The following is a 14926-nucleotide window of genomic DNA, read 5'->3' as shown; positions in this document are numbered from 1 at the left end:
AGGGCCGCTTCCCTGAAACTCCCCAGCGGTGCGGAGTAGCCTGAGCAAGTGACTGAGGTACTGCTCTACGTGCTCGGCATCCTGATCTTCGTGGTCGGTCTCGCCGTCTCCATCGGCCTGCACGAAATCGGGCACCTGCTCCCCGCGAAGCTCTTCAGGGTCAAAGTCACCCAGTACATGATCGGTTTCGGTCGCACGATCTGGTCGAGGCGCGAGGGCGAGACCGAGTACGGCGTGAAGCTGATTCCGCTCGGCGGCTACATCGCGATGTCCGGGATGTACCCGCCGGAGAAACCGGGCGACGCGGCACGACCGTCGACGACCGGATTCCTCAACTCGATGGTGCAGGAGGGCGCTTCGTTCGGCGCAGCCGATCCCGAGCCGAAGCGAGGCATGGCGGCGGTCGTGGAGGACGCTCGACTCGCGAGTGCGGAGTCGATCGAATCGGGCGAGGATCACCGCACCTTCTATCGACTTCCGCCGTGGAAGAAGATCGTCATCATGCTGGGCGGGCCGCTGATGAACCTCGTGCTGGCATTCGTGTTCTTCGCGATCGTGCTCGTCGGTTTCGGGATCCCTCAGAACAGCACGACCCTCGGTCAGGTCAACGAGTGCCTCGTCGCGGCGGACAGCGACGCGACCGCCTGCGGGGACGACGACCCGGCGGCTCCGGCGGCGGCGGCCGGCCTGCGACCCGGCGATCGCGTGATCTCGGTCGACGAGACGCGGATCACGAGTTGGAACCAGTTCCGCACCATCATCGGCGAGTCGCCGGGAGAATCGCTCACCGTCGAGATCGAACGCGGCGGGGCGCAGCAGACGGTGACGCTGCAACCCGTGGTGAACACGCGAACCGTCACCGACGCGGACGGCAACGCGGTCACGGCGGCCGACGGAACCGTCATGACCGAATCCGTCGGCATGATCGGCGCGGTTCCCGCGACCGAGAACGTGGCGCAGCCCATCACGGCGGTGCCGGCGTTCGTCGGCGAGAACGTGCAGCGCGTGGCAGGGATCGTGATCAGAATGCCCGAGCGCATGGTCGACGTGTGGAACGCGGCGTTCGGGAGTGAGGCGCGCGATCCGAACGGGCCGATCAGCGTCGTCGGCGTGGGCCGCATGGCGGGTGAGATCGTCAGCCTCGACGATGCACCCGTCGCCGCACGCGCGCAGACGATGATCGGCCTGCTCGGTTCGCTGAACGTGGCGCTGTTCGTCTTCAACCTCGTGCCGCTGCTCCCTCTCGACGGCGGTCACGTGGTCGGTGCGGTGTACGAATGGCTGAAGCGCGGCTTCGCGAAACTGCGGCGCAAGCCCGACCCCGGCCCGATCGACACGGCGAAGATGGTGCCGGTGACGATGGCGGTCGCCATCGTGCTCGGGGCGATGACGGTGCTGCTCGTGTATGCGGACCTGGTGAAGCCCGTCTCGCTGTTCGGGTAGTCGCCCGGCCCGCCGTCGCTCGCGCGGACGCGCGTTCGCCTCTCGCACGCAGGCAGCGCGAGTAGACTCGGCCCGTGCCAGCGATCAACTTGGGAATGCCGCAGACCGTCGAAGTGCTCGCGCCGCGGCGCAGGTCACGTGAGATCAAGGTGGGGTCGGTGACCGTCGGCGGCAACGCGCCCGTCTCCGTCCAATCCATGACCACGACGCCGACCACCGACATCAATGCGACGCTGCAGCAGATCGCCGAGCTGACGGCGTCGGGGTGCGATATCGTCCGCGTCGCGTGCCCGAGCCGGGACGATGCCGAAGCGCTGCCGATCATCGCGAAGAAGAGCCAGATCCCGGTCATCGCCGACATCCACTTCCAGCCGTACTACGTCTATGCGGCGATCGACGCCGGTTGCGCCGCGGTGCGGGTGAATCCCGGCAACATCCGCAAGTTCGACGACCAGGTCGGCGAGATCGCGCGGCGTGCGAAGGCCGCCGGGGTGTCCCTTCGCATCGGCGTCAACGCCGGATCCCTCGATCCTCGTCTGCTCGAGAAATACGGGAAGGCGACTCCCGAGGCCCTCGTCGAGAGCGCGGTCTGGGAGGCATCCCTCTTCGAGGAGCACGACTTCCACGATTTCAAGATCTCCGTCAAGCACAACGATCCGATCGTGATGGTGAAGGCCTATCGCCAGCTCGCAGAGCGGGGGGACTGGCCCTTGCATCTCGGTGTGACCGAGGCGGGCCCGGCGTTCCAAGGAACGATCAAGAGCGCCACCGCGTTCGGCATCCTGCTCTCCGAGGGGATCGGCGACACCATCCGCGTCTCGCTGTCGGCGCCGCCCGTGGAAGAGGTGAAGGTGGGCCTGCAGATTCTGCAGTCGTTGAACCTGCGAGAGCGCAAGCTCGAGATCGTCTCGTGCCCCTCGTGCGGGCGCGCCCAGGTCGACGTCTACACCCTTGCGGAGGAGGTCACGCAGGGGCTCGAGGGCATGAGCGTCCCGCTGCGCGTCGCCGTCATGGGGTGCGTGGTGAACGGCCCCGGTGAGGCGCGCGAGGCCGACCTCGGCGTCGCCTCGGGCAACGGCAAGGGCCAGATCTTCGTCAAGGGAGAGGTCATCAAGACCGTGCCCGAGAGCGAGATCGTCGCGACGCTGATCGCGGAGGCGAACCGGCTCGCCTCTGAGCTTCCGGCGTCCACGGGAACGGGCACGCCGGAGGTCATCACAGCGTGACCGTCATGCCGCGCTGGCGTCGGCGCGATCGTCGGCGTCTCCGGTGACGGGAACGAGCTCGACGCTTCCGCTCGCGACATCCGCCGCCACGACGCGTACGTTCACGCGCGTGCCGGCGGTGCAGCCCGCGGCCGCGACCTGCGCGGTGACCGCGGGGTCGTCGAGCTGCACTCGCGCGCGGTCGCCTCGGACCTCGACGACGATCGCGGGGAGCACGTCTCCCACTCGATCACGCAGCAACGCGGCCTCGACCCGATCGAGCGCCTGCGATCCCAGCTGGCCCGCCCGCTGGTTCGACGCGCGCATGAGCCCCGGCAGCTCCCCCAGGGATGCCCGCGCCCACTCCGGAACCGACTCGCCCGCGCAGATCGCAGCGCAGATCACGAGCCCCCACCGGTCGACGAGTCGACGCAGCGGAGCGGTGACGTGCGCATACGGCGCCGCGATCGCAGCCTGCGTCGTCTGCTGCGGAACGGTGCCGTCGAACGGCGTGTAGTCGGCGCCCCTGAACAGCGCCGCCGCTGCTTGCAGCACGCCCGGCGTCGTGGGGGACGCGTGATCGAGTCGCTCCAGGTACTCCCCGTAGCTCAGCTCCGTCGGCCAGGGGTGTCCGAGCGACGCCACGCGTGCGCGGAATGCGGATAGGGCGGCTTCATCGGGCGCGGGCATCGTGCGCAGGATTCCGATGCGGGCGTCGAGCATCATCCGGCCCGCAGCCATTCCCGTGAGCAGGGAGAGCTGCGCGTTCCACTCCTCGACGGGGAGCGCGAAGCTCCGTACGATGCGGTACCCGTCGGGCTCGCGCACGATCTCCTCGTCGGGCATGTTCAAGCTCGCACCCCCGCGCAGGCGCTCCTGCTCGGCGCGAAGCACGCCGACTGCGCGCAGAAGCTCCAGGAGCTCGTCCCCGGTTCCGGCGTCGACGGCGGCCTGCGCCGAAGGGTAATCGAGTTGCGCCCGTGAGCGCACATGGGCGCGTTCAACGCGCGCGGCCGTAGCGTCGCCCGCCGCATCGAGTGCGATCGTCCACACGTACGCGACCCGATCGGCACCTGCGAGCAGCGACGCTCGCCCCTCGCTCAACTCCGCAGGGTGGAGCGGAATGCGGCCGTCGGGCAGATACAGGGTCTGGCCGCGCCGCCGCGCCTCGTGATCGAGTGCGCCGCCGGGGCGCACGAAGCCGGGAAGATCGGCGATCGCGTACCGCACGAGGAACCCGTCTCCCGCGCGCTCGATGTGGAATGCCTGATCGAGATCCTTCGATCCGGGAGGGTCGAGCGTCACGAACGGGATGTGCCGCAGATCGAGACAGGGGCTCTCGGTCTCCGCACTCCTCGCCTCGGCGAGGGCGTCTGGAGAGAACTCCGAAGGAGCGTCGGCTCCCACTCGGAGCTCGGCGAGCGCTGCCGCGAGCTGACCGTGGGCGGTCTGAGGGGAGAGGTGGGCGCGCCGGTTCGGCATGCCGCCAGCCTAGTGCTCGCCGCTCGTAGACTGAGAGCGTGACGACCGCGAAGCAGCAACATTCAGAGGATACGCAGGCCGATGAGGTGCGCGAGCGCCTCGAAGCGCTGATTTCGGAAGCCGGCATCACGAGCCAGCGCAGCCTGATCCGGCGGATCGTCGAGACCGGGATCGGGCTCGGGCAGGACGGAGCGACGCGCCTCGATCTCAAGATCACGGCGACCGCGGTCGAGGAGATGCGCGCTGCGTTTCGGCTCTTCGCGCCGTTCGCGGGCGTGCCCAAGGTCACGATGTTCGGTTCGGCGCGCACCCAGTCCCATGATCCGCTGTGGGTCGGGGCTGAAGCGGCCGCGCGAGGCCTCGCAGAGCAGGGCTGGATGGTGGTGACCGGGGCCGGGCCGGGGATCATGGAAGCCGCAGCGGCCGGTGCGGGCCCCGAACGGTCGCTGGGAGTGTCGATCCGCCTGCCGTTCGAGGAGGTGCCGCTCGACGTCGCCGCCGATGACGGGCATCGCATCGGGATGAAGTACTTCTTCACGCGCAAACTCATGCTCGTGAAGGAATCGCGCGGCTTCATCTGCCTCCCCGGCGGCTTCGGCACGATGGACGAGACGTTCGAGCTGCTGACGCTGCAGCAGACCGGCAAGATGGAACCGATGCCCATCGTGCTGCTCGATCGCGACGGCGGGACGTACTGGGCGAGCTTCGCTCGGTTCGTCACGGAAGAACTCGCCGGCGCCGGGCTCATCGCGGTGGACGACCTGGATCGCGTGCTCGTCACCGATTCGCCGGAGGCTGCGATCGCCGAGGTCACGGGGTTCTGGCGCAATTACGACTCACTGCGGTGGCAGGGGGATCAGCTGGTGCTGCGCCTGCGTGCTGAACCCGGTGATGACGAGCTGGCGGATCTGAACGAGCGCTTCGCGGGGCTGTGCGAGGTCGGAGAGATCGCCCGAACCGCGCCGCTCCCTTCCGAGGTCGCCGACCACGACGCACTCGACCTGCCGCGGATCGTGCTCACGCCCCGGCGTCGCGCCGTGGGCGATCTCCACCGTCTGATTCGTTCCCTGAACGAGCTCGAGAGCGCCCCGAGCTGACGACCGCGACCACCGCGGCCCGCGGCTGAGGCGTTCCGTCGATCAGCCGGCGACGTACGCCGCGAGGTGTTCGCCGGTGAGCGTGGCGCCCGTTGCGACGAGATCGGCCGGCGTTCCCTCGAACACGACGGTGCCGCCCTGCTGCCCGGCGCCCGGGCCGAGGTCGATGATCCAGTCGGCATGCGCCATCACCGCCTGATGGTGCTCGATCACGATCACGCTCTTGCCGGAATCGACGAGGCGATCGAGCAGGGCGAGCAGCTGTTCGACGTCGGCGAGATGCAGGCCGGTGGTGGGCTCGTCGAGCACGTACACATCGGCGTCTTCGAGCATGTGGATGGCGAGCTTGAGCCGCTGACGCTCCCCTCCGGAGAGTGTGGAGAGCGGTTGACCGAGCTTGATGTAGCCGATGCCGACGTCCACGAGACGATCCAGGATCTTCGCAGCCTTCGCGATCTTCGTTTCGGGAGCGGAGAAGAACTCCTGCGCCTGCGCGATCGAGAGATCGAGCACCTCGGCGATGCTCTTGCCGCCGAAGGTGTACTCGAGCACGGCCGGCGCGAAGCGCTTGCCCTCGCACACGTCGCACACGCTCTCCATGGTTGCCATCATGCCGAGGTCGGTGTAGATGATGCCCGCACCCTTGCACTCGGGGCAGGCCCCCTCGGAGTTGGCGCTGAACAGCGCCGGCTTCACGCCGTTGGCCTTCGCGAACGCAGTGCGCACCGGATCGAGCAGACCCGTGTACGTCGCGGGGTTCGAGCGGCGCGACCCCTTGATCGCTCCCTGGTCGACGGCGACGACGTCATCGCGGTTCGCGACGTAGTTGCCGATGAGCGTGCTCTTGCCCGAGCCGGCGACGCCGGTCACCGCGCACAGCACGCCGAGGGGCACGTCGACGTCGATGCTCCGCAGGTTGTGGCGATCCGCCCCCCGAATCTCGAGCGCCCCGCGACCAGAGCGCACTGAGGTCTTGAGGCGCGCCCGGTCGTCGAGATGCGTGCCGGTGAGCGTCTGAGATGCGCGCAGCGCATCGACTGCTCCTTCGAAGCAGATCTCGCCGCCCTCGGTGCCGGCGCGGGGGCCGAGGTCGACGACGTGGTCCGCGATCGCGATCATCTCGGGCTTGTGCTCGACGACGAGCACGGTGTTGCCCTTGTCGCGCAGCTTGAGCAGCAGCTGGTTCATCCGCTGGATGTCGTGCGGGTGCAGGCCGATCGAAGGCTCATCGAAGACGTAGGTCGCATCGGTGATGGGGGAGCCGAGATGACGGATCATCTTCGTTCGCTGCGATTCGCCGCCCGAGAGCGTGCCGGTCGGGCGGTCGAGACTCAGGTAGCCGAGACCGATCCGCACGAACGAGTCGAGAGTGTCGACGAGCTTCTCGACGAGGGGTGCGATGCCGGCGTCGTCGATGCCTCGCACCCACTCCGCGAGGTCGGTGATCTGCATCGCGCAGACATCGGCGATGGACTTGCCCGAGATCTTCGACGAGCGCGCGGTCTGGTTGAGTCGCGTGCCCGCGCACTCGGGGCAGACGCGGAACACGATCGCGCGATCCACGAAGGCTCGAATGTGGGTCTGCATGGCCTCGCGATCCTTCGCGAGCATGGACTTCTGGATGCGGGGGATCAGCCCCTCGTAGGTGACGTTGACGCCGTCGGCCTTGACCTTGCGCGGCTCCTCGTGAAGCAGCAGGTGCATCTGCTCCTCGGTGAAGTCGCGGATCGGCGTCTCCATCGGCAGCAGCGCCGCGAAGATGCGCCCGTACCAGCCGTCCATGCTGAAACCGGGCACCTTGAGCGACCCCTCCGCGAGCGTCTTCTCAGCGTCGTAGAGCTCGTCGAGAGCGAAATCGCTGACGGAGCCGCGGCCCTCGCAGGTCGGGCACATGCCGCCGAGGATCTCGAAGCTGCGACGCTCCTTCACCTGCTTGCCGCCCTTCTCCATCGTGACGGCTCCCGCCCCGCTGATCGATGCGACGTTGAACGAGAAGGCGTTGGGCGAGCCGATGCGCGGGCTGCCCAGGCGGGAGAAGACGATGCGGAGCATCGCGTTCACGTCGGTGGCCGTACCCACGGTGGAGCGCGGGTTCGCTCCCATGCGCTCCTGGTCGACGATGATCGCGGTGGTGAGCCCCTCGAGCACGTCGACGTCGGGCCGGCTCTGCGACGGCATGAACCCCTGCACGAACGCGCTGTAGGTCTCATTGATCAGCCGCTGCGATTCCGCGGCGATCGTGCCGAAGACGAGTGAGCTCTTGCCCGACCCGGAGACCCCGGTGAACACGGTGAGGCGGCGCTTCGGAAGATCGACGCTGACGTTCTTGAGGTTGTGCTCGCGCGCACCCTGCACGCGGATGCGGTCGTGCGAATCTGCGATGTGCGTGGTGGCCATGGAGTCAGAGTAGTGCGAGCCGCCGACGTTGATACTGGTAACTGCCTCGTCCGGGTTTGACACAGCCTCCGACTGGCTTCGTGCCTTGAAAATGATCCGTCGACCCGGGCGAGGTGTTACGGGGCCCGACCAGGCGGACATGACCTTATAGGAGCCTGGTCTAGAGGCCTCTTCAACGTCCTGTCTGCCCGCCCGGCCGGTTGCCTCCCAACTGGAATCGGAAAAGGCAGAACCATCATGACAAATATCGTTGAAGCCTGCGAGATCTATGCCGGGGTGGATACCCACGCTGACACGCACCACGCGGCCGTCATTGATCAGAACGGCAAGCATCTCGCAGACGCGCAGTTCCCCACCACGCCCGCAGGCTACGCAGCGCTCACCGCGTTCATCCTCATATACGGCAACCTCGTGCGCGTCGGGATCGAAGGGACTGGCTCGTACGGGGCCGGCCTCGCCCGCCACCTCACCGCTCTCGGGCATCAGATCATCGAAGTGATCCGCCCAAACCGGCAACTCCGCCGCATGAACGGGAAGTCCGATCCCGTTGATGCGTACGCTGCTGCGAAAACTGCACTCACCGAGACGAAACAGCCGACCCCAAAGTCCGGCGACGGCAATGTCGAACAGATCCGCTACCTGTTCACGACCCGACGTTCAGCGATCAAAGCGCGTACTGCTGCGCAAGTGCAACTCAAATCACTCCTCGTAACCGCGCCCACGCTTCTACGCGAACGATTTCGTGATGTCACTGATGCGGCGCTCATCACGGGGCTCGCAGACTTCGACATTCGCCCATACCCTGAGCATCAGGGCATCGTGATCGCACTCCGCGCGCTTGCGCGCCGGCACCGCTATCTGACAGCTGAGATACACGCCCTCGATCAAGAACTTGAGCCCCTCACCGAGTACACCAACCCGGCATTACGTGCGGCTTCTGGTGTAGGGCCGGTCACTGCCGCGCAGCTCCTGATCACCGCGGGAGACAACTCTGACCGGCTCCGCTCAGAAGCCGCGTTCGCGGCGCTCTGCGGGGCCAGCCCAATCCCGGCATCCTCGGGTAAAACGAACCGGCATCGGCTCAACCGAGGTGGCGACCGGCACGCGAATTCCGCGCTCCACCGAATCGCGCTCGTACGTATGAGCAACGAGCCACGCACGAAAGCGTATGTGGCGAAGAAACGCGCTGAAGGCAAGAGCAGCAAAGAGATCATTCGGTGTTTGAAGCGCGCGATTGCGCGCGAAGTCTTCACGCTCCTCACGAAGGACGTGGACGTACCTCGCGTGGACGACCTCCGGCCATTCAGGCAAGCGCTGGGAATCACCCTGCAGCAAGTCGCGGCACACTTCAATGTGTGGATCACCAAGATCTCACGAATCGAGCGTGGCCTCACACGTGACGATGACCTTGCGCAGGCATACCGGGAATGGCTCGAAACAAGCGCCCCTTCGAGTTGACAACAATAGGAGCATCATTCACGGACGCACCCCGGAAGACCGAGAACGCGGAACCCGCGCATCGGAATCGGGGCAGAACCACGCGACCCGTAACGCAAAACCCCCGCCTCACGGGGCGGGGGACTTGTGGCTGGGATACCAGGACTCGAACCTAGAATGACGGTACCAGAAACCGTAGTGTTGCCAATTACACCATATCCCAAAGCGGAATTCCGCGGCTCCGAGGAGCGCGGCACCGAGAGATAACTCTACCCCGGATCGGCCGCGAACTCAAAACGAGGCGGCGCCGCGTGCAACCCGCGCGCGGCGCCGCCTCGATTCGGCCGAGTACCGGTGCATTACCTCTCGAGCGCCGGCGCGTGCAGGGCGAGCAACTCCTCGTAGGTCTCGCGTCGGGCGACCAGCCGCGCCTCGCCGTCGCGCACGAAGACGATCGCGGGCTTCAGCGCGCCGTTGTAGTTGTTCGCCAGGGTGTAACCGTACGCGCCGGTCGTCGCGACGACCGCGAGGTCGCCAACTCGGGCCGCGGGCAGAGGCGCCCGGTCGACGAGTAGATCGCCCGATTCGCACTGGCGGCCGACGAGCTGGGAGGTCTCCGTCCACGGGTCGAGCGCACGGTTGCCGAGCAGGGCCTCGAATCGCTGACCGGTGAGGGCGGCGTCCATCTGGTCTGCGAGACCGCCGTCGACGGCCACGAACGTGCGACCGGTGCGCTTCACCGTGGTGACGCGGTAGAGCGTGACCCCGGCCCGAGCCACGATCGCCCGCCCGGGTTCGATCATGATGCGCGCCCCGGCGGGCAGGTGCTCGCGCGCAGCCGCCACGATCGTGTCAAGGTAGTCGTCGACCGACGGCGCGACGTCGTCGTACGTGTACTTCACGCCGAGCCCGCCGCCGACGTCGTAGACGTCGAACTCGCCCGCGGTCGAGATCTTCGCGACCGCTTCACCGAACTGCTCGACGTCGAGAATCTGCGATCCGATGTGGAGGTGCACCCCCTCGAATTCGAGCAGCGGATGGGCGCGCATGCGTTCGATCGCCGCAAGCGCCTGATCCATGGGGAGCCCGAACTTCGAGTCGCTCCCGCCCGTCGCCTGCGACGCGTGCGTTTTGGCCTCGACCCCCGCGATCACCCGCAGCAGCAGCTTCTGCGGCGTCGTGAGCAGACGCTCCAGGCGATCGAGCTCATCGACGTTGTCGACGATGATCGTGTCGACGCCGGCCTCGATCGCCATGCGCAGCTCGGCGTCGGTCTTGGCGTTCCCGTGAAAGTGCAGCTTCGAGGGCGACACCCCCGCGGCGAGCGCGAGCCGCAGCTCGCCACCACCGGCGATGTCGACCGACAGCCCCTCCTCCGCCGCGATCTGGTACATGCCGACGGCGGGGAACGACTTCGAGGCGAACAGCACCTCGGACGCGGGCCAGCGGGCACTGAGTCCGTCGATGAAGCGGCGGATCTGCCGTCGCAGCCCCGCCTCGTCGTACACGTAGAGCGGCGTGCCGTACCGCTCGGCGAGCTCGGTCACCGGGACGCCGCCGAGGTGGAGCACGCCGGATTCGTCGACGGCCGATTCCTCGGGAAGGATCGACCACAGCTCCCCGAGCCGGTTGCCCTCGGGCTGGGGCTGCGTGAGATCGGGGGTTGAGACAGATGATGCAGACAACGGGTACTCCAAAATTCTGGTCCTGAATGGACCGGCAGGGGCGCGCACGCGCCCGCTTACGGGTGGGGTTCGGCGATGCGCTGAACGCGCTACACGTACCCCGTCCAGGCCTGCAGCCGGCCGACCGGAGGGGACGACGCATGACCGCGCTTCGCGACTCGCATCCGTTCCTCCTGCATACTCTCAATCCTGGTGGGCGCCCGGCGCCCGGTCAACTGCCCGCGCCCGTCAGCGCAACTCCGCGGAATCGATCACTCGAACCCCATCGTCGTGCAGCAGCAATTGCGCGCGGAGCGGAGGCACTCGCACGCCGGCTCCGGCGTCAACGCCACCACCAGCACCGGACACCTCGGCGAGCCCGCGCGCCCACCGCAGATCGGCGGGGTCGAGTGCGGCACTCCCCCGCCGCTCCCACATGAACATGAACTCCTGTGCGCCGACGAGATCGCAGGCCATGCGCGCTCGTTCCACCATGACGCGCACGAACGGGACGCGCCCGAGGTCTTCGGTGTCGAACATCTCGTCGGGTTCGAGCGGATGGTCGTCCATGGGCATGATCGGGTCGGAGAGCCGCAGCTGCTGGTCGAGGAACAGCAGCCACACCTGCCGCAGCTCGGCGTGCCCGAAGAGGCGACCGAGCTGATCGGCGAGCACGTCATCGGTGTCGAGTCGGCGGTAGCGGTCGATGTCGGCGGCGGGCATGAGGTCGAGTTCGAGATCGGGTTCGAGTGGTGTCATGCGCCTCAGCATGCGCGGAACCGCGCCTGGGCCGGAGGACAGATCCGCGATCTGTGCATAACCCTCCGACCCGAGAAGCGCGGGCCTGCGGTGAGCGGCTATCAGCGCGACGCTTCGCGATCCTCGATCTCGTCGCGTTCGGCCTCATCGAAGTCGCGCCCGTCATACAGCTCACCCTCCGACGACCCGACGCGATACCGCCCCGGGCCCACGAGCACGATCATGCCCGTGTCGATGCGATGACCGAGCACCGAGTTCTTACGGCCGGTGAAGTAATACCAGACCAGCACGAGCGCGGTCCAAGCGGCGAACACGATGATCGTGATGGGGCGCAGGTCCTTGATGATCCAGAGGCAGCCGATGATCGACAGGATCGGGATCACGGGATAGAGCGGCACCTTGAACTTCCGCTCCAGATCGGGCTCGCGGTGGCGCAGCACCATGACCGCCACCGACACGACGGTGAACGCGGCGAGCGTGCCGATCGACGTCATCTCCGCCAGGAAGTTGATGGGCAGCACGCCCGCGAGGATCGCGACGATGATCGACACGATGATGGTGTTGGCGATCGGCGTGCCGGTGCGGGGGTTCACGCGGCTGAAGATCTTCGGGGCCATGCCGTCGCGCGACATGGTGAAGAGGATGCGCGTCTGCCCGTAGAGCACGACCAGCGTCACGCTGAAGATCGAGATCACAGCACCCGCGGCGACGATGGTGCCCGGCCAGGACGCGCCCACGATGTTCTCGAGGATCGCGGAGAGGCCGGCGCTCTGGCCTTCGAACTTCTCCGGCTCCTGCGCTCCGAGACCGGCCACGGCGACGAGCACGTACACGGTGGTCACGACGACCAGGGCGCCCATCAGCGCGATCGGCAGGTTGCGGCGCGGGTTCTTCGCCTCATCGCCTGCGGTGGCGACGGCGTCGAGCCCCACGAACGAGAAGAAGATGATGCCGGCTCCGGTCATGATGCCGCCGAGACCGAAGGGGGCGAAGTTCGCGAAGTGGTCGATGTTCCAGCCGGTGATGCCGACGGCGACGAAGAAGAGCAGCACGGCGATCTTGATGATGACCATCACGGTGTTCGTCACGACGGAGTGCGAGGTGCCGCGAATCAGCAGCAAGCAGCAGAGAGCGATGAGGATCACCGCGGGCAGGTTGATGATGCCGCCCTCTTCGGGCGCGTACAGCAGCTCGGGCGGGAACTGGAATCCGAACAGGTTGTTCACGAGCTGGTTCACGTACTGCGACCATCCCACCGCGACTGCGGCGGTGGAGACCCCGTACTCGAGCAGCAGACAGGCGGCGACGCCCATCGCGGGAAGCTCGCCGAGGGTGCTGTAGGCGTAGGAGTACGAGGATCCGGAGACCGGCACCGAGCTCGCCAGCTCGGCGTAGCACAGCACGGAGAGGCCCGCGACGAGCCCGGCGATGATGAACGACCAGATGACCGCGGGGCCTGCGATCGGCACCGCCTCGGAGAGGATGAAGAAGATGCCGGTGCCGATGGTTCCCCCGACGCCGATCATCATGAGCGGGAAGAGCCCGATGCTGCGCTTGAGCTGACTGCCGCGTTCACCCCCGTCGCGCGGAACGGGCTGTACTCGGAAGAGCTGCTGCCGCAGAGAGCTTGCCATACGTGTCTTCTCCAGACTTCGTTGTCGCTGGGCCCGAAGGCCCGGTCATTCGTCCCTCGGCGCTCGCGCGACGAGGGTTCCTGGTCTTCCAGGAGATGCTCGGATCTCGAGCAATCCGCGGCGGTGGGCCGCGAAGTCGAAGCGGCGCCGTCGCAGGCGCCGCAGGGTCAACCTCCGGCCAGCACGCGGAAGCGGTCGACTCCCGGGTCGATCGCGCCGCGCACGTAGCCGGTCGGAGAGGCCGCGACCGCCTGCAAGAAGGCTACCGCTTCTTCGGTGATCTCCTCGCCGGGCATGACGTTCGGAATGCCGGGCGGGTACGCCGCGAGCGTATCGGCGGAGACGCGGCCGATCGCGTCCTCGGCACCGACCACCTCGGTCGCACCGAAGAACCCGTCGCGCGGGCTGACGCGGTACGCGCCGGGTGCGGGCAGGCTCGGGAAATCGTGCGCGTCGCCCGTGATGCGCCGCTCGTGCTCGGCGTCCGCCGACTCGACGCTCTCGACGAGCGCCGCGTACACGGCGTCGAAATCGAACGTCTTGCCCGCGCCGATCACGGCGACGATCGTCGTCGCCGTCGACATCTCGAAGTACATGTCGTGGTGCTCGATCAGGTGCTGGCGCAGCCAGTGCCCGCCGACGCCGGCGCCGCTCACATCGATGGGCACGCGCAGCAGGTCGGTGTCGACGACGTCCTCGAAGCTATGGAACGTGTCGCTCACGACCGCGAAGCGGGGATCCTCGCGCAGGATCTCGCGGAAGCGTCGCGCTCCCGCGACGGAGCGCCCGATGGCCTCCTCGCCGGTCGCGAGTGCGTGTCGGGCGATGTCGAGGGAGCCGCGCAGGAGCGCGCTCGTGGAGGTCGACGCGGTCATGCTGAAGGCGCGCTCGATGAGCGGCTCGAGGCGATCCGCGAACGGGCCGTCTCCCAGGTGCAGCATGGCCGATTGGGTCAGCGACCCCGCGAGTTTGTGGGTGCTCGAGATGACGACATCGGCGCCGAGGCGCGCGGGCGACTCGGGCAGTTCGGGGTGGAAGCCGAAGTGCGGCCCCCAGGCGCCGTCGACGATGAGCGGTGCGCCGTGCGCGCGCGCGACCCGTGCGAGGCCCTGCACGTCGGCGACCGATCCGAAGTAGCTCGGCGAGATGATGTAGACGGCGTGCACCGGATTGCCCGCGCGCTCGGCCTCGGCGAGCGCAAATTCGAGCGCGGCCGGAGACACGCCGTGGGCCATTCCGTGCTCGGCGTCGACGCTGGGCGTCACGTAGCTGGGGGTGATCCCGGCGAGCAGGATGCCGTCGCTGAAGCTCGAGTGCGCGCTCCGCTGAGCGAGGATGCGGTCGCCCAGGCCGCGTGCAGCGAGGGCGATCGTGCGGTTTGCCTGAGAGGCGCCGTTCGTCAGGAACCAGGTGCGCTTCGCACCCCAGGCATCGGCCGCGAGCTCGAGTGCACGGTCGAGCGGCGTCCGCTCCTGCCCGCGCGCGAGCAGGTCGACTCCGTCCATCAGCATCGGGATGTCGAGGCGCAGCGCGCGCTCGCCGAGGAAGCCGGCGAGACGACTGCTGAGATCCTGCTCCGTGCCACCGTGACCGGGCACCATGAGCTGCACCGAACCTCGATCGGCGTACGCTTCGAGCGCGTCGGCGTAGGGCGCCGTGCTGTGGTCGAGACGCAAGCGCGGAGCGGTCGGAGCGGAGGTGTGCAGCATGAGTGCCATCATGCTCCGCCGGGAGTGCGCCGGGAACCCCCGACTCTCCTGTGAAGCCACATATCATGTATGTGGCGCGTCCCGGCCCGAGCCACCGCG

The 14926-nt window shown here is 67.5% G+C and carries 10 protein-coding genes and 1 tRNA gene; 4 read left to right on the top strand and 7 right to left on the bottom strand.

Annotated features, from left to right (window positions below):
- Positions 1 to 48: 48 nt before the first annotated feature.
- Together PQI23_RS04530 and ispG are read left to right on the top strand one after the other, a co-directional pair.
- Positions 49 to 1443 (top strand): M50 family metallopeptidase, encoded by a 1395-nt coding sequence (locus tag PQI23_RS04530; protein WP_339971969.1) that lies wholly within the window; start codon positions 49 to 51, stop codon positions 1441 to 1443.
- Positions 1444 to 1538: 95 nt separating this feature from the next.
- On the top strand, positions 1539 to 2669 hold the full coding sequence (gene ispG / locus PQI23_RS04525; RefSeq protein ID WP_339972329.1) for a flavodoxin-dependent (E)-4-hydroxy-3-methylbut-2-enyl-diphosphate synthase: 1131 nt from the start codon (positions 1539 to 1541) through the stop codon (positions 2667 to 2669).
- Positions 2670 to 2672: 3 nt separating this feature from the next.
- Here the strand turns inward: ispG and PQI23_RS04520 are convergent, their stop codons facing one another.
- Positions 2673 to 4130 (bottom strand): RNB domain-containing ribonuclease, encoded by a 1458-nt coding sequence (locus PQI23_RS04520; RefSeq protein ID WP_339971967.1) that lies wholly within the window; start codon positions 4128 to 4130, stop codon positions 2673 to 2675.
- Between the two features lie 38 nt (positions 4131 to 4168).
- On the opposite strand from PQI23_RS04520, the gene PQI23_RS04515 reads away from it, so the two are divergent.
- Positions 4169 to 5227 (top strand): LOG family protein, encoded by a 1059-nt coding sequence (locus tag PQI23_RS04515; RefSeq protein WP_339971965.1) that lies wholly within the window; start codon positions 4169 to 4171, stop codon positions 5225 to 5227.
- Between the two features lie 42 nt (positions 5228 to 5269).
- Here the strand turns inward: PQI23_RS04515 and PQI23_RS04510 are convergent, their stop codons facing one another.
- Positions 5270 to 7624, bottom strand: a complete 2355-nt coding sequence (locus PQI23_RS04510) for an excinuclease ABC subunit UvrA (RefSeq protein ID WP_339971963.1) — start codon at positions 7622 to 7624, stop codon at positions 5270 to 5272.
- A gap of 237 nt (positions 7625 to 7861) precedes the next feature.
- Here PQI23_RS04510 and PQI23_RS04505 point away from each other — a divergent pair, with 237 nt between their 5' ends.
- The gene (locus PQI23_RS04505; protein ID WP_339971961.1) at positions 7862 to 9082 is read left to right on the top strand and encodes an IS110 family transposase; all 1221 of its coding nucleotides are present in this window, start codon (positions 7862 to 7864) and stop codon (positions 9080 to 9082) included.
- Positions 9083 to 9209: 127 nt separating this feature from the next.
- On the opposite strand, the gene PQI23_RS04500 is transcribed toward PQI23_RS04505, so the two are convergent.
- The 5 genes from PQI23_RS04500 to PQI23_RS04480 all read right to left on the bottom strand — a co-directional run bounded on the left by PQI23_RS04500 (position 9210) and on the right by PQI23_RS04480 (position 14836).
- Positions 9210 to 9284 (bottom strand) — tRNA-Gln (locus PQI23_RS04500).
- 136 nt (positions 9285 to 9420) lie between these two features.
- Positions 9421 to 10746 (bottom strand): diaminopimelate decarboxylase, encoded by a 1326-nt coding sequence (gene lysA / locus PQI23_RS04495; protein WP_339971959.1) that lies wholly within the window; start codon positions 10744 to 10746, stop codon positions 9421 to 9423.
- Between the two features lie 228 nt (positions 10747 to 10974).
- Entirely contained in the window at positions 10975 to 11484 is a 510-nt protein-coding gene (locus PQI23_RS04490; RefSeq protein WP_339971958.1) for a hypothetical protein, read from the bottom strand.
- A 101-nt stretch (positions 11485 to 11585) separates the two neighbouring features.
- On the bottom strand, positions 11586 to 13118 hold the full coding sequence (locus PQI23_RS04485; protein ID WP_339971956.1) for an APC family permease: 1533 nt from the start codon (positions 13116 to 13118) through the stop codon (positions 11586 to 11588).
- Between the two features lie 167 nt (positions 13119 to 13285).
- On the bottom strand, positions 13286 to 14836 hold the full coding sequence (locus PQI23_RS04480; RefSeq protein WP_339971954.1) for an aminotransferase class I/II-fold pyridoxal phosphate-dependent enzyme: 1551 nt from the start codon (positions 14834 to 14836) through the stop codon (positions 13286 to 13288).
- Positions 14837 to 14926: the final 90 nt, after the last annotated feature.

Source organism: Leucobacter sp. USCH14 (assembly GCF_037619215.1).
In the GTDB taxonomy this organism is placed as follows: Bacteria; Actinomycetota; Actinomycetes; order Actinomycetales; family Microbacteriaceae; genus Leucobacter.
This window is presented reverse-complemented; position numbering and strand designations above follow the sequence as displayed.

Coding starts and splice junctions, on each gene's coding strand:
- ispG (WP_339972329.1), top strand. CDS start 1,539: ATGCCGCAGACCGTCGAAGTGCTCGCGCCGCGGCGCAGGTCACGTGAG.
- PQI23_RS04520 (WP_339971967.1), bottom strand. CDS start 4,130: ATGCCGAACCGGCGCGCCCACCTCTCCCCTCAGACCGCCCACGGTCAG.
- PQI23_RS04510 (WP_339971963.1), bottom strand. CDS start 7,624: ATGGCCACCACGCACATCGCAGATTCGCACGACCGCATCCGCGTGCAG.
- PQI23_RS04505 (WP_339971961.1), top strand. CDS start 7,862: ATGACAAATATCGTTGAAGCCTGCGAGATCTATGCCGGGGTGGATACC.
- PQI23_RS04490 (WP_339971958.1), bottom strand. CDS start 11,484: ATGACACCACTCGAACCCGATCTCGAACTCGACCTCATGCCCGCCGCC.
- PQI23_RS04485 (WP_339971956.1), bottom strand. CDS start 13,118: ATGGCAAGCTCTCTGCGGCAGCAGCTCTTCCGAGTACAGCCCGTTCCG.
- PQI23_RS04480 (WP_339971954.1), bottom strand. CDS start 14,836: ATGGCACTCATGCTGCACACCTCCGCTCCGACCGCTCCGCGCTTGCGT.